Source organism: Curtobacterium sp. 314Chir4.1 (genome assembly GCF_900215175.1).
GTDB classification, from domain to species: Bacteria; Actinomycetota; Actinomycetes; order Actinomycetales; family Microbacteriaceae; genus Curtobacterium; species Curtobacterium pusillum_A.
In genome coordinates this window covers 888108-910168 of the sequence record NZ_OCMI01000001.1, presented here as the reverse complement: position 1 = coordinate 910168, position 22061 = coordinate 888108, and the positions used below count along the sequence as shown (strand labels likewise).

The 22061-nt window shown below is 70.5% G+C and carries 18 protein-coding genes; 11 read left to right on the top strand and 7 right to left on the bottom strand.

Annotation, left to right across the window (positions count from 1 at the left end; genetic code table 11):
• The first annotated feature begins 95 nt into the window (after nt 1-95).
• A complete protein-coding gene (locus CRP27_RS04185) occupies nt 96-1787 on the top strand; it encodes a glycosyltransferase family 2 protein (RefSeq protein WP_097179432.1) in 1692 nt (563 codons plus the stop codon).
• A 40-nt stretch (nt 1788-1827) separates the two neighbouring features.
• Nucleotides 1828-2514, top strand: a complete 687-nt coding sequence (locus tag CRP27_RS04180) for an SGNH/GDSL hydrolase family protein (RefSeq protein WP_176505454.1) — start codon at nt 1828-1830, stop codon at nt 2512-2514.
• On the opposite strand, the gene CRP27_RS04175 is transcribed toward CRP27_RS04180, so the two are convergent.
• The 5 genes from CRP27_RS04175 to CRP27_RS18115 form a co-directional block, all read right to left on the bottom strand.
• Nucleotides 2500-3570 carry a glycosyltransferase gene (locus CRP27_RS04175; RefSeq protein ID WP_097179430.1) on the bottom strand — a complete coding sequence of 357 codons (1071 nt, stop codon included), beginning with the start codon at nt 3568-3570 and terminating at the stop codon, nt 2500-2502. The two genes, CRP27_RS04180 and CRP27_RS04175, sit on opposite strands and share 15 nt — an antisense overlap.
• 22 nt (nt 3571-3592) lie before the next feature.
• A complete protein-coding gene (locus tag CRP27_RS18120) occupies nt 3593-3748 on the bottom strand; it encodes a hypothetical protein (RefSeq protein WP_158521767.1) in 156 nt (51 codons plus the stop codon).
• Nucleotides 3749-3849: 101 nt separating this feature from the next.
• Nucleotides 3850-6447, bottom strand: coding sequence for a glycosyltransferase (locus CRP27_RS04170; protein ID WP_097179429.1), 2598 nt, complete (start codon nt 6445-6447; stop codon nt 3850-3852).
• A complete protein-coding gene (locus CRP27_RS04165; protein ID WP_097179428.1) occupies nt 6447-7886 on the bottom strand; it encodes a glycosyltransferase family 2 protein in 1440 nt (479 codons plus the stop codon). Before CRP27_RS04165 ends, CRP27_RS04170 begins: the two co-directional genes overlap by 1 nt.
• Nucleotides 7883-9283 (bottom strand): hypothetical protein, encoded by a 1401-nt coding sequence (locus CRP27_RS18115; RefSeq protein ID WP_097179427.1) that lies wholly within the window; start codon nt 9281-9283, stop codon nt 7883-7885. Before CRP27_RS18115 ends, CRP27_RS04165 begins: the two co-directional genes overlap by 4 nt.
• A 65-nt stretch (nt 9284-9348) precedes the next feature.
• Between CRP27_RS18115 and hisD the strand changes: the two genes are divergently transcribed.
• From hisD to CRP27_RS04145, 3 genes are read left to right on the top strand one after another with little or no spacing between them, the layout of a single operon-like run.
• Complete coding sequence (hisD, locus tag CRP27_RS04155) at nt 9349-10656, top strand: histidinol dehydrogenase (RefSeq protein WP_097179426.1); 1308 nt, start codon at nt 9349-9351, stop codon at nt 10654-10656.
• Between the two features lie 13 nt (nt 10657-10669).
• Nucleotides 10670-11158: a transcriptional regulator NrdR gene (gene nrdR, locus CRP27_RS04150; RefSeq protein WP_079235725.1), complete on the top strand. Its 489-nt coding sequence runs from the start codon at nt 10670-10672 to the stop codon at nt 11156-11158.
• Complete coding sequence (locus CRP27_RS04145; protein WP_097179425.1) at nt 11155-12231, top strand: quinone-dependent dihydroorotate dehydrogenase; 1077 nt, start codon at nt 11155-11157, stop codon at nt 12229-12231. Before nrdR ends, CRP27_RS04145 begins: the two co-directional genes overlap by 4 nt.
• Before the next feature lie 281 nt (nt 12232-12512).
• Here CRP27_RS04145 and CRP27_RS04140 read toward each other — a convergent pair whose 3' ends face one another.
• Complete coding sequence (locus tag CRP27_RS04140; protein WP_255257421.1) at nt 12513-13088, bottom strand: DUF3043 domain-containing protein; 576 nt, start codon at nt 13086-13088, stop codon at nt 12513-12515.
• A 53-nt stretch (nt 13089-13141) separates the two neighbouring features.
• Here CRP27_RS04140 and CRP27_RS04135 point away from each other — a divergent pair, with 53 nt between their 5' ends.
• From CRP27_RS04135 to CRP27_RS04110, 6 genes are all read left to right on the top strand, one after another.
• Complete coding sequence (locus CRP27_RS04135) at nt 13142-14587, top strand: dipeptidase (RefSeq protein ID WP_097179424.1); 1446 nt, start codon at nt 13142-13144, stop codon at nt 14585-14587.
• Nucleotides 14588-14645: 58 nt separating this feature from the next.
• Nucleotides 14646-15020 (top strand): iron-sulfur cluster assembly accessory protein, encoded by a 375-nt coding sequence (locus CRP27_RS04130; protein WP_097179423.1) that lies wholly within the window; start codon nt 14646-14648, stop codon nt 15018-15020.
• A 258-nt stretch (nt 15021-15278) separates the two neighbouring features.
• Entirely contained in the window at nt 15279-16178 is a 900-nt protein-coding gene (gene coxB / locus CRP27_RS04125; protein ID WP_097179422.1) for a cytochrome c oxidase subunit II, read from the top strand.
• Between the two features lie 12 nt (nt 16179-16190).
• Nucleotides 16191-17930: a cytochrome c oxidase subunit I gene (ctaD, locus tag CRP27_RS04120; RefSeq protein WP_079235731.1), complete on the top strand. Its 1740-nt coding sequence runs from the start codon at nt 16191-16193 to the stop codon at nt 17928-17930.
• Between the two features lie 4 nt (nt 17931-17934).
• The gene (locus tag CRP27_RS04115; RefSeq protein ID WP_097179421.1) at nt 17935-18351 is read left to right on the top strand and encodes a cytochrome c oxidase subunit 4; all 417 of its coding nucleotides are present in this window, start codon (nt 17935-17937) and stop codon (nt 18349-18351) included.
• A 197-nt stretch (nt 18352-18548) separates the two neighbouring features.
• Entirely contained in the window at nt 18549-19922 is a 1374-nt protein-coding gene (locus CRP27_RS04110) for a glucose-6-phosphate dehydrogenase (protein ID WP_097179420.1), read from the top strand.
• 206 nt (nt 19923-20128) lie between these two features.
• On the opposite strand, the gene CRP27_RS04105 is transcribed toward CRP27_RS04110, so the two are convergent.
• Nucleotides 20129-22027, bottom strand: a complete 1899-nt coding sequence (locus CRP27_RS04105; RefSeq protein WP_097179419.1) for a glycoside hydrolase family 15 protein — start codon at nt 22025-22027, stop codon at nt 20129-20131.
• Nucleotides 22028-22061 lie beyond the last annotated feature (34 nt).

Here is a 22061-nt window from a genome sequence, read left to right as displayed (position 1 = left end):
TGAGGGCAGGGCAGTGCGTCAGAAACGCCTCAGGAGAATACCAGCGATCCTCATATCCGTTGTGCTTCTCGGGCCCTGCTAGCGTCAGGATCACGATGAAGACCGTGGAGAGCCGAACCGTCAGCAGTCTGGTCTCGGTCGTCGTGCCGCTCCGGAACAGCGCACCGTGGGTGGGCGAGCTCCTCGAGAGCGTTCTCGCGCAAGGGCTGCCGGACATCGAAGTCCTCGTGGTCGACAACGGTTCTGTCGACGCATCGGCAGAGGTGGTGAGGAGCTTCGCCGACCGAGACGACCGCGTTCAGCTCATCGAATCCGGTGCGGCCTCCGCCGCCGCAGCTCGGAACGAGGGAGTTGCGGCGGCGGCGGGGGAGTACCTCGTCTTCGCCGACTCAGACGACATCGTTCCTGATGGTGCCTACAAGACGATGGTCGAATCGCTCGAGACGAGCGGCTCCGACATGGCGATCGGCGATCACCTGAAGTTCTCGCCGACGACGACGTGGAGTCCGACTGCACGTTGGTCTTCCTTCGATCGCGCGCGAACCGGGATCGTCCCGGAAGACCTGCCGGGCATCCTTGCAGGCCGAGCCTGCTGGAACCGCATGTTCCGTCGGTCGTTCTGGGACCGAGCAGCTCTCCGGTTTCCCGAAGTGGTGAGCGTCGATGACATCGAGCCGATGACACGTGCGCTCGTGAGCGCTGAACACATCGATATCGTCCCCGTTCCCGTCTACCTGTACCGCGACAGGAGCGACAGCAGTTCGATCTCCAAGTGGGCGGACGCTGCCGCCACGGTGAGGTACCTCGAGCAAGAGCTCCTCTGCGCGCAGCTCCTCGATGGCCGACCCGTCCTCGAAGCGATACATGCTGAAGTCGTGCTCGATGCGGACGGATGGGCACATCTCGCTCGGTTCTTCGCCGTCGAACACTCTGATGATGACGTCGCAGCCGTCCGAGCCGCGGTGACGGCTCTGCTCCGAGTAGTTCCAGTCGACCGGATCGAGGAGGTCGCCCCCGTCCGGAGAATGCTGTGGGCGCTCGTGCTCAGCGACGAGCACGCTGTGCTGCCCGGTTTCGTCCGTGGTTCCACGTCCTCGCACGGTCAGGATCGCGTCGACGCCTGGACTGTCGGCCTGGCCGCGTTGCGCCGGGCGGATGCGAGCTGGGTCGACGTCGGGCGACTCGCGGCGGGGGGACTCCTCCCGACTCTGGTGAACGGCGCCGACGAAGTGGCTCCAGATCGGCTCGCTGACGCTGTGCGGGCCTTCGATGGGCTGCCGCTCCAGTCCAGCGAGCCCGGACTCCTCGCCGCCATGGCCGATGCTGTCCGTCGTGGCGATGTCGCTGCGGTGCGGGCTGTGTCCAGCCTGCGCCATCTCGTTCCGTTGGTCGTCAGCAGTGCAGAGCCCACGACGAGTGGACTCGCGCTCAGTGGCACGTTGAACGGACGGGCGCGGAACGCGAACCTGCAGCTGGTGCTGCGGTCGGACGAGGGCTCGGACACGCTCGTGGTGCCGGTGCGAACGACTCCTGGAAAGTGGGTCGCTTCGCTCGACGCCACGCAGTTCGCCGCCGGACGGTGGACCGTGAACGTCGAAGCCGACGGCGTACTCGGCGACTTCCCTGTCGTGACGGCGCGCATGCCGTTGCCGCCGCTCGACACCGGTTATCCGATGCAACCGCTCGCGGACCGCAAGAACGGTTGGCGGTTCCTCGTCGACCGACGCGGTGCTCGTAGACGAGGCATCACGGGGATCCTCGCGCGGGTGAACCGCAGGCTTCGTTGATGTTCTCTTGAAGAAGCCTCGCATGCCGCAGAATGGTCGCGTGCGTCGTGTGTTGTCCCTGAGCTTGGTGGTCGCCCTGCTCGTGGCGCTCTTCGTTGCCGGAGACCTCGTGCCGACGTTCCGCGAACCTGACTCGACACCGCAAGCAGCCGAACGTGCAGCTCCAGCTCCACTCCGGGTGGCCGTGGTCGGTGACTCGCTCAGTGCCGGACGATCGCACTTCTCGGGCAACGGCCTCGACGATGAGTCGTGGATGACCTACGCCGAGGGGGAGGGCATCCAGTACGCGGGCGGCTGGGCGCGTTCTGGCGCCACTCCCGAGCAGATGGCTGCCGCCGTGCAGTCGATCAGCGATGTCGACGTGCTCGTCATCCTCGCCGGTACGAACGCCGTGCGGACCGGCAAGACGCTCGCTGACGAAGCGCCCGCTTACGAGCAGATCGTCGCGGTCGTGCGGCCCAAGCGGGTCGTCGTCGCAAGGATCCCGCCGTACCGATTCCACGCTGCGGCGGCCCTCCGGTACAACGACGATCTGCGTGCGTTCACGGAGGCGCACGGCTGGTCCTGGGCGGACCCGTGGGCGGTCGCCAGGGACGGCGATGATTGGGCCGAGGGCTTCAGCACGGACGGCACCCATCCAGCCGGCCCAGCTCAGTACGAGGTGCTCGGTGAGGCCTTCCGCCGGATCATCCTCGAGACGCGAGTGTTCCCGTCAGCGCTCAGCTGAGACTGACGCCGAGACCTCGTCCAACACCCCCGCGTACTCCCTCGACCGCGCGAACGGCGCCAGCCGCCGGCTGAACGCCTCGGCCCCCTCCGCACTGCCCGCAGGTCCAGCGAGCACCGCAGCGAGCGACCCCGCAGCGTCACCGGTGTCGAACCACCGGATCCACTCCTCGCCCCCGAACTCCGCGCGCAGGTGTGCTTCGTCGGGCAGCACCGAAGGAACCCCGAACGACGCAGCCAGGTGCAGGCTGCCCGAGTTGAGCACCCGCCGGTAGGGGAACACCGCGACGTCGGCAGCCCGGAACCACCACTGGACGTCGATGTCCTCGACGTGGTCGTGCTCGCGGACGGCCCGGACGTCGTCGCCGAGCAGCACGTCGATCGAAGCGCGGTCCTCGTCCGACGTCCGACCCGCCAGCAGCAGCACCGGGCGGTCCGCTGCCGGGATCCGGCGCACGGCGTCGACGAGCACGTCGAGGCCCTTGTACGGACGCATCTGCCCGAACGCCAGGACTGCCCGGTCGTCGTCGCCGAGGCCGAAGCGTGCCCGGGCCTCGGACCGCGACACCGACGACGGGTACACGCCCTGGTAGCTGGGGTGCGGGATGTGCACCACGCGGTCGGTGTCGAGCGTGTAGTGCGGCGCGACGGCTGCGGGTGTGTCGCGGTTCATCACGTGCACGGCGTCGGCGGTCGCGGCGAGGTACCGGTTCAGTTCGAGTTCGAGTTCGAGGTGCTGGGCGTCGTGGGGCAGGACGTTGTGGATCGTCCACACGAGGCGTGCGCCGCGCGAGCGTGCCGCGTCGACGGCGCTGCGGAAGCGGTCGAGACGCGCGCCGGCCGAAGCGAGGTCGTCGTCGGTGCGCTGCACGATCGGGGCGGTCCAGTGCATGTGGAACACGTCGCCGGAGCCGAGGTGTCCGAGGTGCTGTTCGAGCTGCTCGAGGCGGAGGCTCTCGAGGACGTTCCAGCCGCGAGCCCGGGGGGCCAGCAGCATCAGGTTGAGGTACGGGTTGTCCCGGTAGGCCGGGAACACCACGAGGGAGCGATCGGGCACTGCCCGATCCTACGGGGAGACGTCAGTCGGCTGTGGCGACGATGTACTCGGCTTCGTGGAGGACCGAGCAGAACGCCAGCCCTTCGTGGCCGAGCGCATCGCGCTTCCGGATGACGGCACCGCACACGGAGCACTTGGTCGTGAAGGTCGACCGCATGGCATCGGAGAGGAGCGACATACAGATATGTTCGCCCCCGAAGATGAACAACGGGCTGCGTCCCGCTTGGAGCAGGGTGAACGTACCCCCAGAAAGGGCCACAGAGACGACGGGTGCTCACGTCACGCGAGCGCCCGGACCACCTGCTCCGCCCCGTCCTCGGCGTCCACGACCGCGGCGAAGTCCCCGTCGGCCACGACCTGTCCCGGCGCGAGCCACACGACGTTGTACGCGCCGGGCTGCGGCACGAACGAAGGACCCCCGGACGCTGACGGCGCCCCGGAGACCAGCACGGTCACCTCGTCGATCCCGCTCGACCCTCGGTACCAGGACGTCGGCACGTCGACCTGCACGGTGTGCCCTGCACCCTCCAGAGCAGCCACCAGCGCCGTCACGTCCGCCACCCGGGTGCCGTCGTGCTTGACCGCGACGCGGAGGCCCACGGCGCCTTCCTCGCGGACGACGACCGGACGCGAGGACCGCACCATCACGGCGTGCCCCTTCGGCAGTCCCGGTTCGACCCCGAGCCAGCGCAGGCCGGCAGCGTCGTACCGGTCGACGGCGTCTGCAGCCGGGTACCGGCCGCGCCAGCGCTCGTCGAAGATCCGGCGGTTGTCGACCCGGGCGTCGTCGCGACCGGGGGAGCGGCTCTCGTGGTGGACCACGACGGAGGACGGCACGACGACGAAGGTCGAGCCGGCCGGGGACGACGCCAGTGCGCGAAGGCACAGGTCGACGTCCTCCAGGCCGTTCGCGTACACGGGGTCGAACCCGTGCCACCGGATGAGGTCGGCGGCCCGGAACGCGGCAGCAGCAGCCGTGATGGCCGAGAACCGCAGAACCGACGACGACGCTCCGTCCGGAGCACCGAAGTACCGGTCCGCATCGTGCCGGGGGTGGTCGCCGAGGAAGTGCCACGGCAGCACCTTGTCGCCGCCGAACACGGTGCCGGCGGTCTGGACGACGCCGTCCGGGTAGACGAGGAGCGGCTGCGCTCCGAGGACCGCGCGGTCGTCCAGCGCTGCGACGAGCGGCCGGAGCCACCCGGTGGTGACCTCGGTGTCGTTGTTCAGCATGACGACGATCCCGCCCGAGGACCGCGCGAGGCCCAGGTCGCTGCCGAGGCCGAAGTTCCGGTTGCGGTCCTCGCGCTGCAGGACCACCCGCGGCTCGTCGCGGAACCACGCGCCGAGGATCGCGGACACGGATCGGGGTGAGCCGTTGTCGACGAGCACGACCTCGACGGTGTCGCCGTCGTGGTCCGCGGCACCGAGGACGGCGTCGACGGCTCGACGCGTCATCGTCCAGTCGCGGAAGACCGGGACGACGACGGACACCAGTGCCGCGTCGCGCGTCGGAGCGGCGGCGGCGAGGGCGTCCCAGTCGATGCGGTGCCGCGCGAGTGCGACCTCCTGCCAGGACGCCGGCTGCGCGGACGACACCCGGCGCGGGTCGCGGACGTTGTCGTAGTCGACACCGATCACCGGCACGTACGCGGGGACGCCGAAGCGCTTGCCGATCCGGAGCAGCCACTCCCAGTCGATCCAGCGGCGCAGGGTCTCGTCGAAGGGACCCACGGCCGCCGCGACGTCGCGCCGCACGACGAGGGCGTTGAGGTCGATGAAGTTCCCGGCGAGCAGGTCCTCGAGGGTGCCGTCCTCGCCGCGGTACGTCTCGACGGGCGCGGTGGAGTCGTCGGCGTTGTTGGCGCCGATCATCCGAACACCGGTGTGGACGCCGGGGCCGTCGGTCTCGAGCAGTGCGGCGAGGGCGGCGGCGAGGTGCTCCGGTCGCCACGTGTTGTCCGCGTCGAGGAACGCCACGAAGTCGCCGCGGACCGCCGCGAGCCCGGTGTTCCGTGCGGCGCCGGCCCCGCCGTTCTCCCGCTCGATCAGGCGGACCCGGGCGTCGTCCGCCGCGGCCCGGCGGACGACGTCGACGGTGTCGTCGCCCGAGCCGTCGTCGACGACGACGAGCTCCCACGCAGCGTGCTGTTGCGCGCGGACGGACGCGATGGCCGCGCCGACGACGTCGGCACGGCGGTGCACCGGCATCACGATCGAGACGAGCGGCTGCTCGGCCTCGCGTCGGGCCGCCCCGCGCGCGTACCGCGCGAGGACGTCGGCGGTCTCCGGACCGTCCCAGGTCGACCGGTAGCGACGCCGGGTCCGGTGCTGCGCGGCCGCGAACTCGCGGGCCGCCAGCACGGCCGACTCCCGGACGGCGCCCCACGTGGGTGCGGGTCCGCGACGGCCTGGAGGCACGGGGAGCGCGGTCGTGTCCGTCGCGTTCCGCAGGAAGTGGCGGAGTGCATCCAGGGTGGACGTCGGCCGGTCGGCCGCCGGGAGCGACGCCACGTACACGCCGGCGTCGAAGAGCGGCCCGGTCTGGAAGAGCTCTGGTCCCTCCTGGTGCAGTGCGTCGTACCAGGACATCGCGGGCACGGGCTGGTGCTCGCGCATCCACTCGTGCTCGACGAGCGGGCTGAGCGAGAGCCCCCGCTGGCCGTCGTTGTGCACGTAGAACGCGATCGCCTCGTCGTCGGTGGCGAACGTCCGACCGGTCTGCGCCTCGAGGTACCCGCGGTCGAGCACGCCGAACTCGCCGATCCGACGGGCCCACCGGTCGAGCCGGTCGGTGACGGTCAGCGGCTTCTCGGGGCCGCGCAACCCGCGTGCGAGCCGCCGTGCGACCCGCCCGAGCCCGGAACGGTCCGCCATCAGCGGCGCCCCGGCAGTCGCGAGGCGACCTTGGCGATCGCCTGGCCGGTGCGGAAGGAGCGGCTCGTGCGCAGCTCGTCGAGCTCCCGGCGCAGGCGCGCGACCTCGTCGGAGGCGTCGTCCGCGCCGACTTCGACGGCGGCGAGCTCGAGGGGCAGGAACGCCGCCCACCGCCGCTCCAGGTGTGCGGACGTGCCGTCGAGCGGCGCGAGCATGCTGTTCTCGACGCCCTCGCGAGCGCTCTCGAGTTCGTCGGGCGTGACCACGTCGGCGAACGGGCGTGCCAGGTCGGCCACCCGGTCGGCGCCGGCGCGGTACCGCGCCGAGGACCAGGGCGGCGTGGTCGAGCCGGTGCGCACCACCACCCAGACCGCGGCGCGACGGTTCGCGGTCACGAGGTCGCCCGGCGTCGGGTCGACCAGGATCTGCGCCGTCACGAGGTCGTCGGGGTTCGGGTCGTCCGAGGTGACCGCCCACCCGGCGGGGGCCGACGTGCCGGCGGGGAGCCGTGCCTCCAGGCTGAAGCCGTCCCCGAAGGCCGCGTCGATCTGCCGGGCCAGCCCCGCGGCGTCCTCGACGTGCCGCAGGTCGACCGCCAGCCGGGCGGCGGGCCCGGCGGGGACGAGCACGTCGGCGAAGCGCTCGGTCGCGGTCATGCCGTGCCGCTGGTAGGCGGCCACCGCCTCGGGAAGGAAGGGGTACCGGCGTTCGAGCTCCCGCTGGTGGGCGGCGCGGAGCGCGGACCGGTTGCCCGCGAAGCTCTTGCCGCCGGCGTGCAGGACGAGCGCCCGGTTGGCGATCTTCGCCAGCCAGCCGTGTGCGGCGATGCGGAGGCAGTAGTCGTTCTCCTCGCCGTACCCGGGGGCGAACGCCTCGTCGAAGAGGCCGTGCTCCGTGATCAGCTCGCGACGTGTCAGGAAGCAGAACCCCATCGCCACGGGGAGGACCTGGGACTCGGGCAGGAGCGGGGCGATCTCGGACCAGACCGCACGGGTGCGCGCCTCGGTCCGGGCGGCACCGCGGTTCGTCAGGCGGTACGGGATGCTCGCGATCGTCGCGTTGTCGCTGCGGGCGGTCACGACACCCGTGCGTTCCTCGTCGAGCACGGCGAGCATCGCGTCGAGGAAGCCCGCGGTCGGCACGGCGTCGCTGTTGAGCAGGAGGACGGCCTCGGCCCCGGTGTCCAGCTCGAGCACGGCGCGGTTGCAGGTGCCGACGAAGCCGAGGTTGTGGTCGTTGCGCTCGTACCGGAAGCCGGGCCGGTCGGCGATGCGGTCGAGCAGGGCCCGTTCGATCGTGTCGACGTCGGGGCCGCAGTCGTTGACGAGCAGCACACGGTGGCGGTCGGTGTCGAGGTGCTCGATCAACCCGTCGACGCAGCGCAGCAGGGAGTCGAGGTCGCCGTACACGGGCACGACGACGAGGGTGGAGCGGGTCATCGGGTGGACTCCTGGTTCGCTTCGGTCGCCGGCTGCTCGTGCTCGTGCTCGTGCTGGTGCTCGATCTGGGCGGCGAGGGTGTCGACGGCGCTGTCGAGCGGGCCGCCGAGCGCGTCGTCGTCGAGCGGCACGAACCCCGTCGGGCCGTCGGCCGCGGCGGCTCGGACGGCGTCGGCGACCGCGAGCCCGAGGGACCGGGCGTCGGCGGGGACCGCTGCGAGGTTCGGGTGCAGGTGGCCCCGGGTGTCGCGGAACTCGTTCGTCACGACCCGCGCGCCGGAGATCGCACCGTCGAACGGCGGGTGGCTCGGGTGCGGGCTGTGCTGCAGCGACAGGACGACGTTGGTCGAGGCGATGAAGCGGAAGTAGTCGTCCCACGGCATCGTCCCGTGGCTCACGAGCTTGACGTCGCCCCGGCCCCCGTCGAGCTCCACGTCGCCGTGCTGCTCGCCGGCGGAGTGGAACTCCACCCGGATGCCGTCGTCGGCGAGCTCCTGGACGGCGACCCGCAGCGCCGCGACGCCGAGCCGGAACAGGTTGCGGTGCTTGCTCGGGCGTCCGTAGAAGAGGACGCGGACGGTCGACTCGTGTGTACGGGCCCCGGCGACACGTTCGAGCAGCTCGAGGTCGAGGTGCGGCGCGAACGTCCGCTCCCTCGGGACGTCCAGGCCCTCGACCTCGGCGAGGTACTTCCGGAGCGGTTCCGAGTTCACGAGCATCCGGAAGCCGGCGCGGTAGGTCGACGCGGCGACGGCGTACTCGGTCGACCAGGGGCTGAACCCGGGTTCGTAGTCCTGCACGAGGTACACGACGCGGTCGCGGGGGACCACTCCGGCGGTGACGGCCACGTCGATCGGGTGCGCGGTCTTCCAGTGCGTGGCGATCCACACGTCGTCGCGGCCGAACGCGGTGTCGAGCACGTCCTCGCGGCGGACGACGCGGACACCGGGGCGGCCGTCGACGCGGGACTCCGGGAAACGGTCGGCGACCAGGGCCTCGGCGGCGGCCGCGCTGTTGCCCGGGGTCGTCCAGCGCACCATGACGACGCGGACCGGGCGGCCGAGCCGCTCGCCGAGCGCGAGGGCCACGGCGAGGGCGGTCTGCACGCCGGCGAACGCGGCGCCCTCGCGGAGCTCGTCGACCACGAGGACGACCTCGGGCGCGCGGTCAACGGTGCGGATGCCGGCGAGCGCCAGGCTGGTCTCGACCAGGCCCTCGAACGGGCGCGCGGTGAGCGGTGCCCGGTCGCGTTCGCGCCGGGCCACCCCGACGTCCACCCGGGACACCGTGCGCCCGAGTCGCTCGCGGACGTCGTTCCGGTAGTGGCCGTCGCGTGCGTACCGCTCGTTGACGCGGACGAGGTCGCTGACGAGGCGCCGTGCCTTCTCGAAGTTCATCGACCCTCACGTTACTGGGCGCGGGGCACGTTCCGTCCGACCCCCTCGGTAGGCTTGGCCCCCTGATGATGCAGCGAATCGACCTCCGCGGCGGCCTCCCCGCCCGTGCCGAACTCCTCCGACTCATGCCCCGCGCCGCCGGTGACGTCTCGCACGCCGTCGACGCCGCACGCGAGCTCGTGGACGCGGTCCGCGAGCACGGCGAGTCGGCGCTGCGCGAGCAGGCCGAGCGGTTCGACGGGGGAGCGCCGGAGCACGTGCGCGTGCCGGCCGCCGAGATCGCCGCCGCCGTCGCCGGGCTCACCCCGGCGCTGCGCGCGTCCCTCGACGAGGCGATCCGCCGCGTCCGTGCCGCGAGTGCCGCACAGGTGCCCGCGGCCTCCGTCACCACGCTGGCCGACGGCGCCGAGGTGCACCAGCGCTGGCAGCCGATGCGCCGCGTGGGGCTCTACGTCCCCGGTGGCAAGGCGGTGTACCCGTCGAGCGTGGTCATGAACGTGGTGCCCGCGCAGGTCGCCGGTGTCGGGTCGATCGCCCTCGTGTCCCCGCCGCAGCGGGACCACGGCGGAGCGGTGCACCCGACGATCCTCGCGGCCGCCGGGCTCCTCGGCGTCGACGAGGTCTACGCGATGGGCGGTGCCGGGGCGATCGGCGCGCTGGCGTACGGCGTGCCGTCGATCGGGCTCGAGCCGGTCGACCTCGTCACGGGTCCCGGCAACAACTACGTCGCCGCGGCGAAGCGCCTGGTGCGCGGGGTCGTCGGCATCGACGCCGAGGCCGGGGCGACCGAGATCCTCGTGATCGCCGACGACACCGCCGACGCCGGGTTCGTGGCCGCCGACCTCATCAGCCAGGCCGAGCACGACGAGCAGGCCGGCAGCGTGCTGGTGACGACGTCGGCGACGTTCGCCGATGCGGTGGAGGCGGCCATCCCGTCACGGGTGGCTGCGCTGGGGACTGCTGCGCGCCTCCAGACCGCCCTGGACGGACCGCAGTCCGCCATCGTGCTGGTGGACTCGCTCGCCGACGCCGCGACCGTGAGCAACGCGTACGGGCCGGAGCACCTCGAGATCCAGACGGCCGACGACGACGCCGTGCTCGCGCAGATCGACGCCGCCGGTGCGGTGTTCGTCGGGCCGAGCACGCCGGTCAGCCTGGGGGACTACCTCGCCGGGTCGAACCACGTGCTGCCGACCGGCGGTCAGGCGCGGTTCGGCTCCGGGCTGTCCGCGTCGACCTTCCTCCGGCCGCAGCAGGTCATCCGGTACACGCCCTCGGCGTTGTCCGAGGTCGCCGGCCACATCGTCGCCCTCTCCACCGAGGAACAGCTCCCCGCGCACGGCGCCGCCGTGACGGAGCGCACGAACCGATAGCCTGGGGGACGCCATGTTCTGCCCCTTCTGCCGCCACCCGGACTCCCGCGTCGTCGATTCCCGGACGAGCGACGACGGAACCTCCATCCGTCGCCGTCGTCAGTGCCCCAACTGCGGGCGCCGCTTCTCGACCACCGAGACCGCCTCGCTCAACGTGGTGAAGCGCAACGGGGTCACCGAGGCGTTCAGTCGCGACAAGATCGTCTCCGGCGTGCGCAAGGCGTGCCAGGGCCGCCCCGTGACGGACGGCGACCTGGCGGTGCTCGCGCAGCGCGTCGAGGAGACCGTCCGCTCGTCCGGCTCGAGCCAGATCGACGCGAACGACATCGGCCTGGCGATCCTCGACCCGCTGCGCGAACTCGACGAGGTCGCGTTCCTGCGCTTCGCGAGCGTCTACCAGGCCTTCGACTCGCTCGAGGACTTCGAGGACGCCATCGGGCAGCTCCGCATCGACCACCACGGCGGGGCAGGGGCTGCCTCACCGGCCGGGGCCGACGCGTGAGCGGCATCGCGGAACGCATCGTCCGTGGCGGGTACGCCGTCGTCTTCCGTTCCGTGTTCGCGAACATGGACCCGGAGCGCGCGCACCACATCGCCTTCGCGGTGATCAAGACCCTGCCGCACGTGCCGATCGTGCGCGGCCTGATCGAGCGGTACTCGCGTCCCTCGGCGATGGACGGCGTCACCACGATGGGGATCCACTTCCCGTCGCGGTTCGGCCTGGCCGCCGGGTTCGACAAGGACGCCCGCGGCATCGCCGGACTCGGGGTCCTCGGGTTCGGGCACGTCGAGGTGGGCACCATCACCGCGAAGCCGCAGCCCGGGAACGAACGACCGCGGCTCTTCCGGCTCATCGCGGACCGCGCGCTCATCAACCGGATGGGCTTCAACAACCACGGTGCCGCCGCGGCCGCCCGCAGGCTCGAACGCGCCCGCCGGAACCCCGGTCGCCCGGTGATCGGCGTCAACATCGGCAAGAGCCGGGTCGTCGACGTCGCCGACGCGATCGACGACTACCTCGAGTCCACCCGACGCCTCGCACCGTTCGCGGACTACCTGGCCGTCAACGTCAGCTCGCCGAACACGCCCGGGCTCCGTGGCCTGCAGGAACTCGACCAGCTCCGTCCGCTGCTCACCGCCGTGCGGGACGCCGCTGGCAAGGTGCCGGTGCTCGTGAAGATCGCTCCGGACCTCACCGACGAGCAGGTCGACGCGATCGCCGAGCTCGCGGTGTCCGTCGGGTTGGCCGGCGTCATCGCGAACAACACCACGATCTCGCGGGCGGGCCTCGTGACCCCGGAGGCTGAGGTGTCGGCGATGGGTGCCGGCGGCCTGTCCGGCGCTCCGGTGGCCGCCCGATCCCTCGAGGTCTTGCGGCGCGTGCGTGCTGCGGTGCCGGCTGACTTCTGCGTCATCGCGGTCGGGGGCGTGACGAGCGAGCAGGACGTGCAGGACCGCATCGACGCGGGGGCCACGCTCGTGCAGGGCTACACGGCGTTCCTCTACGAGGGGCCGACCTGGGCGACGCGCATCAACCGGCTGCGGCGGCGGCGCCTGCGGCGCGCTGCGCGCTGACGCGGGGTCGTACCGTGCCACAGCCGCCGCGAGATCGCAGTCCGGCGGCGTTGGCCCGGCGGCGACGCCGTTGCGCGTGGTGACCGGCAGACGGCCTGGAGGCACGGTGCCAGGCCGCCCCGCGCCTCCAGGCCGTCAGCTGGCCACTGCGAGAACGTGAGATCGCACTCCGGGCGGCTTCGATCCGACGCGCGCGTCAGGAAGTGCGATCTCGGCGCGAGGGTCGCGGGCCGGACGCGGCGAAGCGCCGCCCGGCGAACCGGACGGCGCTTCGTGGTGGGTCAGACGGCGGGGTACTCGCCGCGCTTGACCTGCGGCTTCGGCAGGCGCAGGAAGCGCAGCTGCCACGCACGCGTGAGGATGTAGAGGAACGTGCCGCGCTGCATCGACCCGAACTTGTTCGTCAGCTTCTTGCGGAACGACAGCCAGAGGATGACGCAGTCGAGCACGAAGAGCGCCACGAACGCCCAGACGAGCAGGAGCGCGTACGACGCGATCGCGGTCTGCGAGGCCGCGAACCCGACGATCAGGAACAGCACGAGCACCGGCATCATGATCTCGCCGACGTTCCAGCGGGCGTCGATCCAGTCGCGCACGAACCTGCGCTGCTCGCCCTTGTCCTTCGCGGGGAGGTAGCGCTCCTCGCCGTTGGCCATGCCGACGCGGGCCTTCTCGCGCTCGTTCGTGAGGCGTGCGCGAGCGGCCTTCTTGTCGACCGGGCTGTTGCCGACGAGGGGGCGGCGGTTGGCGGCCTCACGCTCGCGACGGCTCGGGGTCGGGCGACCCTTCCCCTGCTCGAGGAGCTCGGCCTCGGTCGGGTTCACGGTCGTGTTGGTCTTGGGGGCTGCCTTCGCCACGGTGCGTTCCTAACGGCGGTGTGCGTGCTGGATCGTCCTCTAGATTACCGGGCATGACCGACACCGCACAGCACAGCCCCGCGACCGACCCCGCACTCCTCGACGCCCTCCGCGAACACGTGCAGGGCGCGCTGCCCACGACGATCGCCGACCTCTCCGCGCTCGTGCGGCTGCCCTCGGTGTCCTGGTCGGCCTTCGACCCGGCGAACGTGCGGGCCAGCGCCGAGGCCGTCGCGGACCTCGCGCGGTCGACGGGCGTGTTCGCCGACGACGCCGTGCGGATCGTGCGGTCGGCGGTCTCCGGGGACACCGCCGACGCCGAGTCCACCGGCGGCGAGCTCGGACAGCCCGCGGTGCTCGCGGTCCGCCCAGCCCGCAACGGCAAGCCGACGGTCATGCTCTACGCCCACCACGACGTGCAGCCGCAGGGCGACGACGCGCTCTGGGAGACCCCGCCGTTCGAGCCGACGCTCCGCGGTGACCGCCTGTACGGCCGCGGCGCCTCGGACGACAAGGCCGGCGTCATGACCCACATCGCCTCGCTCCGGGCGGTGCACGCGCAGTTCGGCGACGACCTCGACCTCGGCGTCGTGCTGTTCGTCGAGGGCGAGGAGGAGTTCGGCTCCCGGTCGTTCCGCACCTTCCTCCGCGAGCAGAAGGAGCACCTGGCGGCGGACGTCATCGTGGTGGCGGACAGCGACAACTGGTCGACCGAGGTGCCGTCGATCACGGTGTCCCTGCGCGGCAACGTCACGTTCAAGCTCACCCTGACGACGCTCGAGCACGCCAGCCACAGCGGCATGTTCGGGGGAGCGGCACCAGACGCCATGATCCCGATGGTCCGGCTGCTCGCGTCCCTGCACGACGACGACGGCTCGGTCGCGGTCGAGGGGCTGACGTCGTACGACGCGCCCGTGCCGGCCCGCTCCGAGGACGAGCTCGCGTCGGACGCAGCGCTCCTGCCCGGCGTCCGACCGGTGGGCCGCGGCGACGTCCTGTCCCGCATGTGGTTCCAGCCGTCGATCACCGTCACCGGCATGGACGTGCCGAGCGTCGCGAACGCGTCGAACACGCTGCTGCCGACCGTCTCCGCCCGGGTCTCGGTCCGGGTCGCCCCGGGGCAGGACGCGTCCGAGGCCGCCGCGGCGGTGGAGCGTCACCTGCGCGAGCACGTGCCGTTCGGTGCGCAGATCGAGCTCACCGAGCCGGACGCCGGCGACGGGTTCCTGGTGGACACCGCCGGCTGGGCCGTCCAGGAGGCGCGGACCGCGATGCGCGAGGGCTGGGGCAACGACGCCGTCGAGCAGGGCATCGGCGGGTCGATCCCGTTCGTGTCCGACCTCGCGGCGGAGTTCCCGGAGGCGCAGATCCTCGTGACCGGCGTCGAGGACCCGGACACCCGCGCGCACAGCCCGAACGAGTCGCAGCACCTCGGCGTGCTGCACCGCGCGATCGCTTCGGAGACGATCCTGCTGGCGCGTCTCGCGACTCGCGGCTGACGGTGCTTACAATCGGACCAGGAGCGGTGAACCACACCGCCCGGAGGGAGACGCGCGGATGAGCGACACCATCACCGAGAACGCACCGGCGACCGAGACGCCCTCGCACGGCGTCCTGCTCAGCGACGCGGCCGCGGCGAAGGTGGCGAGCCTCCTCGAACAGGAGGGCCGCGACGACCTGCGCCTGCGTCTCGCCGTGCAGCCCGGCGGCTGCTCCGGGCTGATCTACCAGCTGTACTTCGACGAGCGGCTGCTCGACGGCGACACCACGGCCGAGTTCGAGCCGGGTGTCGAGGTCGTCGTCGACAAGATGAGCGTCCCGTACCTCGACGGTGCCTCGATCGACTTCGAGGACACCATCCAGAAGCAGGGCTTCACGATCGACAACCCCAACGCGCAGGGCAGCTGCGCCTGCGGTGACAGCTTCCACTGATCACCCGTCGATCCGACACGAGCGGGGAGTGACCGACACGGTCGCTCCCCGCTCGTGCGTTCCCCGGGCGTGGCATCCCGCACGACCAGGGAAAACGCGTCCGGAACGGGTGCGGATCGCGGCCGAGTGCGTGTCGCGTGTGCGCGAGCGGTCTCCAGCTGCGAGTAAGCTAGGAGTGTTCCAACCAAGCTGGGAGCGGGCCATGAGCGACCTTCGCGTCGCAGGCTCCTCCGGTTTCACGTCTTCCGAGAGGTAACAGTGCGTTCGAATCGCCGTATACGTTGGGCGGCCGTCCCGGTGGCCGTCGGTCTGGTCATCGCACTGGCTGGCTGCACGCAGCAGCAGCTGAACGGATGGCTCCCCGGCACGGAGGAGACGAAGGACGTCACCAACCACACGAGCCGCATCGTCGGCCTGTGGACCACCAGCTGGGTCGTCCTGCTCGCGGTCGGTCTGATCGTCTGGGGCCTCATCATCTGGGCCGCCATCGTCTACCGCCGCCGCAAGGGCCAGACCGGACTGCCGGTGCAGATGCGGTACAACATGCCGCTCGAGATCTTCTACACGATCGTGCCGCTGATCCTCGTGCTCGGCTTCTTCGCCTTCACCGCGAAGGACCAGGCCGCGATCGAGAAGCCGTTCACCAACCCGGACGCCACCGTGCACGTGTACGGCAAGCGCTGGGCGTGGGACTTCAACTACATCGACCAGAAGAACCCCGACGAGAGCGTCTACTACCAGGGCATCCAGGCCCAGGAAGAAGAGAACGCCAAGGGGGCGATCGACGAGTCGCAGCTGCCGACCCTGTACCTGCCCCAGGGCAAGAAGGTCAAGATCGAGCTGTCCTCGCGCGACGTCGACCACTCCTTCTGGATCATCGACTTCCTGTACAAGAAGGACATGCTCCCGGGCAAGACGAACTACGAGTACTTCATCCCGGAGAAGCTCGGCACGTACCAGGGCAAGTGCGCCGAGCTCTGCGGTGAGTACCACTCGCTCATGCTCTTCCAGGTGAAGGTCGTGACGCCGGCGCAGTACCAGGACTACCTCGACACCCTGAAGGACCAGGGCAAGGTGGGTCTGCTCGGCAACGAGTACAACACCAACACGAACGAACCGGACAACAAGGCGCCGGTGGCGTCGAGCGAGAACGAGTAGGGGCTCCGAAAGATGACAACGTCATTTGTCGGCCAGCCGACTGCACAGACCACGACGCCGGACTTCCAGGCGTCGAAGGTCGGTCGGAAGGGCAACATCATCGTCCGGTGGATCACCTCCACGGACCACAAGACCATCGGGTACATGTACCTGATCGCCTCGTTCATCTTCTTCCTGCTCGCGGGTGTGATGGCGCTCGTGATCCGCGCCCAGCTCTTCGAGCCCGGCCTGCACGTGGTCGCGACGAAGGAGCAGTACAACCAGCTGTTCACGATGCACGGCACGATCATGCTGCTGATGTTCGCGACGCCGCTGTTCTCGGGCTTCGCGAACGCGATCATGCCGCTGCAGATCGGTGCGCCGGACGTCGCGTTCCCGCGTCTGAACGGCTTCGCCTTCTGGCTCTACCTGTTCGGCTCGCTCATCGCGGTCGGTGGCTTCCTCACCCCGCAGGGTGCCGCGTCCTTCGGCTGGTTCGCCTACGCGCCACTGAGTGACACGACGTTCACTCCGGGGCTCGGCGGCACGTTGTGGGTCTTCGGACTCGGCATGACGGGCTTCTCGACGATCCTCGGTGCGGTGAACTTCATCACCACGATCATCACGATGCGTGCCCCGGGTCTGACCATGTTCCGCATGTCGATCTTCACCTGGAACACCCTCGTGACGGCGCTCCTCGTGCTGATGGCCTTCCCGGTCCTCGCCGCAGCGCTCTTCGGCCTCGGGCTCGACCGCGTGTTCGACGCGCAGATCTTCAACCCGGCCAACGGCGGTGCCCTGCTCTGGCAGCACCTGTTCTGGTTCTTCGGGCACCCCGAGGTGTACATCATCGCCCTGCCGTTCTTCGGCATCGTGTCCGAGGTCTTCCCGGTCTTCAGCCGCAAGCCGATCTTCGGGTACAAGACCCTCGTCTACGCGACCATCGCGATCGCGGCCCTTTCGGTCACGGTGTGGGCACACCACATGTACGTCACCGGTGGCGTCCTGCTCCCGTGGTTCTCGCTCATGACGATGCTCATCGCGGTCCCGACGGGCGTGAAGATCTTCAACTGGGTCGGCACGATGTGGCGCGGTTCGGTCACGTTCGAGACCCCGCTGCTCTGGGCCGTCGGCTTCCTCATCACCTTCACGTTCGGTGGTCTCACCGGTGTGATCCTGGCGTCGCCGCCGCTCGACTTCCACGTGTCCGACTCGTACTTCGTCGTCGCGCACTTCCACTACGTGGTCTTCGGAACCGTCGTCTTCGCGATGTTCTCCGGCTTCTACTTCTGGTGGCCGAAGTGGACCGGCAAGATGCTCAACGAGCGCCTCGGCAAGATCCACTTCTGGCTCCTGTTCATCGGGTTCCACACGACGTTCCTCATCCAGCACTGGCTGGGCGTCATCGGCATGCCGCGTCGGTACGCGACGTACCTGCCGAACGACGGCTTCACCTGGATGAACCAGCTGTCGACGATCGGCTCGATGATCCTCGCGATCTCGTTCCTGCCGTTCATCTTCAACGTCTACGTCACCGCCCGGAACGCGCCGAAGGTCGCCGTGAACGACCCGTGGGGCTACGGCCGCTCGCTCGAGTGGGCGACCAGCTGCCCGCCGCCGCGCCACAACTTCACGTCGATCCCGCGCATCCGTTCGGAGTCCCCGGCGTTCGACCTCAACCACCCCGAAGCGGGTGTGCCGATCGGTGTGGGTCCCGCGAAGGACGCGCCCGATGCCCCGACCTACGACGCCGCGAAGGGCGAGGTGAAGTAAGGCGATGCGCGCCAACACCAACCTGTTCTGGATCCTCTTCGGGTTCTTCATCCTCGCGGACGCCGCGTACACCATCTGGTCGCTGATCTACTACGGCGAGCCGGAGTGGGTCGGCACCGTGGCCATCGGCCTCACCGGGATCATGTCCGCGTTCATCGCGTTCTACCTCGGCAAGGTCATGTCCTCCCAGGGCGGCGAGCTGCCCGAGGACCGTCCGGACGCCAACATCGAGGACGGCGACGCCGAGCTCGGACACTTCAGCCCGTGGTCGTGGTGGCCGATCCTCCTGGCGGCGTCGACGGCGGTCGTCTTCCTCGGCGTCGCGGCCGGCCTCTGGATCGTGCCGATCGGTCTCGCCCTCGTGGCGGTCACCCTCGTCGGCTGGGTCTACGAGTACTACCGCGGCAACTTCGGTCACTGACCTGGACCTGCAGCGCTCCTGACTTCGGGCGGCACCACACCGGTGCCGCCCGAAGTGCGTCCGCCCCCGCAGCCGGAAGCGCCGCCGGGAGCGCAGCAGGAACCGGAACGAACCGGCCCCGCCCGGGAATCAACCAGTCCGCCCACGGCTTGGCTTCAAGCGGACCACCCCCACCACAGCGAAAGGAGTCACCTCCGGTGACCGACAAGCGCACTCTCATCATCTTCGGCGCGACGGGCGACCTCGCCTCCCGCCTGCTGCTGCCGGGCCTCGGCACGTTCCTGCAGAGCGGTCGAGCGGTTCCCGTCCAGCTCATCGGCACGGGCCGCAGCGCCCGCAGCGAGGAGCAGTGGAAGGACGTCGTCACGAAGTCCTTCGCGTCGCAGGACGTGAAGGGCCCCGAGGTGGACGCAACGCTCGCCTCGACGCAGTTCATCCAGGGTGACCCGACCGACCCCGAGCACCTCAAGGCACTGTTCGCCGCTGCGGACGCCGAGCCGATCCTCTACTTCGCGCTGCCGCCGCAGATCGCCTCGGACATCTGCGAGGCCCTGCAGCAGGTGGAGCTCCCCGAGGGCACCACGCTCGCGTTCGAGAAGCCCTTCGGCACCGACGTCGAGAGCGCCCGCGCCCTCAACGAGACGGTCCTGAAGCTCGTTCCCGAAGAGCGCGTGCACCGCACCGACCACTTCCTCGGCCGCACCACGGTCCTGAACATCATCGGCCTGCGCTTCGCGAACCGCCTGTTCGAGCCGATCTGGAACGCCGAGAACATCGAGAAGGTCGACGTCTTCTACGACGAGACCCTCGGTCTCGAGAACCGCGCCCAGTACTACGACGAGGCCGGCGCGATGGTCGACATGATCCAGTCGCACCTGCTCCAGATCCTCGGCATCGTGACGATGGACGCCCCGGCGGACATCGACTCCGTCGAGTTCCGCTCGTCCCTGGCGCGCGTGCTCCGCTCGACCGAGCTCAAGGGCGGCGACCCGAAGATCGCATCGCGTCGCGCCGTCTACACGGCCGGCACGATCGACGGCAAGGAACTGCCGTCGTACCAGGACGAGGACGGCGTCGACAAGTCGCGGGGCACCGAGACGCTCGCCGAGATCTCGGTCGAGGTCGACACCGCTCGCTGGAAGGGCGTTCCCTTCACCCTGCGTTCCGGCAAGGCGCTCGGCGCCAGCCGGAAAGAGGTGCTCATCACCTTCAAGCCGGTCACGCGCCTGCCCTCCGGCCTCTCCGGTCGGCCGAAGGCGGACACCCTCCGCATCGTGCTGAACCCCGACGAGATCGAGCTGACGGTGTCGGCGAACGGTGGCGGCAACCCGTTCGAGATGGGCCAGGTCACGCTGTCCTCGTCCTTCGCGGACGGCGAGCTCACCCCCTACGGCGAGGTCCTCAACGGGATCTTCCACGACGACCCGCTGCTCTCCATCCGCGGTGACGTGGCCGAGCGCTGCTGGGAGATCGTCGAGCCGGTCGTCAAGGCCTGGAAGGCCGACGAGGTCCCGCTCGAGGAGTACCGCGCGGGTTCGCGCGGCCCGGCGGACTGGGAGTCCTCGTCCTGAGTTCCTGACGGACGTGACGGCCGCGCCCTGGACGGGCGGGTCTGACGGACGGGAGGCGCGGTGCCAGCTGGCACCGCGCCTCCCGTCCGTTGTCGGGTCACGTTCTTTCCCAGAACGCGCGCGATGGAAGGTGGGAACGGGCGTACCTGGCGGTCCTGTACGACCAGGTGTGCCCGGAACGACCAGGTAGGCCCGGTTCCGACCGGTCAGGCGGGCGTGCCCGCCCGCTCGCCCTCCCCGGTCCAGGAGCGCGTGCCGCCGTCGTGCACGGGCAGGCGGGTGCGGTGCCCGGCGGCTGCTCCGCGCGCGCGGGCGATCGCGTCCGCAGCCGACACGAGCGTGAGGTGCGAGAGTGCCTGCGGCGTGTTGCCGACGTGGTGTCCGGTGGTGACGTCGATCTCCTCGGAGAGCATGCCGACGTCGTTCGCGTACCCGACGAGCACGTCCATGAGCCGTTCGGCGTCCTCGATCCGGCCGGAGGCGGCGTACTGCTCGACGAGCCAGAACGAGCACGCCAGGAACGGGTGCTCGCTGCCGGAGAGTCCGTCGAAGCCGGAGGACGTGCGGTACCGGAGCACGAGTCCGTCGTCGCCGGTGCGGAGGTCCTCCTCGATCGCCCGAACGGTCCCGGTCATCCTCGTGTCGTCGGCCTTGACGTAGCCGATCTGCGGCAGGACGAGCAGGCTGGCGTCGACCTCGTCGGTGTCGTAGTGCTGCCGGTAGCTGCCTCGCTCGGCGTTCCAGCCGTGCTCCTCGATCTCGGCCCGGACCGCGGCGCGCAGGGTCCGCCAGCGCTCGACGGGACCCTCGAGCCCGAACTCCTCGACGGCGGCGACGCCGCGGTCGAAGGCCGCCCAGATCATCGCCCGCGAGTGCGTGAAGTGCCGTCGGGGTCCGCGCATCTCCCAGATCCCGTTGTCGGGCTCCTGCCAGTGCTCCTCGACGTACCCGAGCAGGGCTCGTTGCAGGGCCCAGGAGTCCGCGTTCTCCTCGACCCCGAGCTCGCGGGCGTCGTGCAGTGCGGCGAGGACCTCGCCGAACACGTCGCCCTGGTACTGCGTGTACGCGCCGTTGCCGACGCGCACCGGCGTGGACCCGGCGTACCCGGGCAGGTTCTCGAGCTCGCGCTCCGGGAGCTCCCGCTCGCCGGCGATGCCGTACATGATCTGGACGTCGGCGGGATCGCCGGCGATGGCACGGAGCAGCCAGCCACGCCAGTGCGTCGCCTCGTCACGGTAGCCGTGCGCGATGAGCGACGCCAGCGCGAGCGAGGCATCCCGCAGCCACACGTAGCGGTAGTCCCAGTTCCGTTCGCCGCCGGGGTCCTCCGGCAGGCTGGTGGTCGCCGCCGCCACGACGCCACCGGTCTCGGCGTGGGTCATCGCGCGGAGGAGCAGCAGGGAGCGTCGGGCCGGCTCGGCGTACCGGCCGTCGGTCCGCGCGGTCGCCATCCAGTCCCGCCACCACTGCACCGTGCGACGGAGCGCCGCGTCGACGTCGAGCGGCTCCGGCGGTTCGCGGTGGGACGGGTACCAGGTGAGCACGGTGTCGAGGACGTCGCCGTCGTGCACGGTGCGTGTCGCGGTGTGCCGGTGGTCGTCGGCGTGGAACCGGACCCCGCGGACGATGACCGAACCGGGCCCCGCGGTGGCGAGGAGCGCCGGGTCCTCGTCGCCGCCGATCTGCCGGACCCAGGGGAGCGCCCGCGCGTAGTCGAAGCGGATGCGCAGGGTCTGCCGGAGTTCCACCGACCCGCGCAGGCCACGGACGCGCCGGACGATCGTGGCCCGGTGCGCACCGATCGGCATGAACTCGGTCACCTCGACGACGCCGGTGCTCGTCGTCCACACCGTGGCGAGGACGAGCGTGTCGTGGTCGTACCGGCGGGTGGCGGTCGCGTCGGGGTCGGTCGGTCGGAGGGTCCAGTGTCCGTTGTCCTCGGTGCCGAGGATCGACGCGAAGGTCGACGGGCTGTCGAACCGCGGCAGACAGGCCCAGTCGATCGTGCCGTCCCGTCCGACGAGCGCGGCGGTGTACGTGTCACCGATCAGTGCGTGGTCCTCGATGCGGTTGGTCGGTGGGGTGGTCGTGCTCGCCGCGCTCATGGGCCGATCCAACCACCGCGCGATCGGGGAACGG

Coding starts and splice junctions, on each gene's coding strand:
- CRP27_RS18120 (WP_158521767.1), bottom strand. CDS start 3,748: ATGTCGCTCCTCTCCGATGCCATGCGGTCGACCTTCACGACCAAGTGC.
- hisD (WP_097179426.1), top strand. CDS start 9,349: ATGATGCAGCGAATCGACCTCCGCGGCGGCCTCCCCGCCCGTGCCGAA.
- nrdR (WP_079235725.1), top strand. CDS start 10,670: ATGTTCTGCCCCTTCTGCCGCCACCCGGACTCCCGCGTCGTCGATTCC.
- CRP27_RS04170 (WP_097179429.1), bottom strand. CDS start 6,447: ATGGCGGACCGTTCCGGGCTCGGGCGGGTCGCACGGCGGCTCGCACGC.
- CRP27_RS04185 (WP_097179432.1), top strand. CDS start 96: ATGAAGACCGTGGAGAGCCGAACCGTCAGCAGTCTGGTCTCGGTCGTC.
- CRP27_RS04165 (WP_097179428.1), bottom strand. CDS start 7,886: ATGACCCGCTCCACCCTCGTCGTCGTGCCCGTGTACGGCGACCTCGAC.
- CRP27_RS04135 (WP_097179424.1), top strand. CDS start 13,142: ATGACCGACACCGCACAGCACAGCCCCGCGACCGACCCCGCACTCCTC.
- ctaD (WP_079235731.1), top strand. CDS start 16,191: ATGACAACGTCATTTGTCGGCCAGCCGACTGCACAGACCACGACGCCG.
- CRP27_RS04130 (WP_097179423.1), top strand. CDS start 14,646: ATGAGCGACACCATCACCGAGAACGCACCGGCGACCGAGACGCCCTCG.
- CRP27_RS18115 (WP_097179427.1), bottom strand. CDS start 9,283: ATGAACTTCGAGAAGGCACGGCGCCTCGTCAGCGACCTCGTCCGCGTC.
- CRP27_RS04105 (WP_097179419.1), bottom strand. CDS start 22,027: ATGAGCGCGGCGAGCACGACCACCCCACCGACCAACCGCATCGAGGAC.
- CRP27_RS04115 (WP_097179421.1), top strand. CDS start 17,935: ATGCGCGCCAACACCAACCTGTTCTGGATCCTCTTCGGGTTCTTCATC.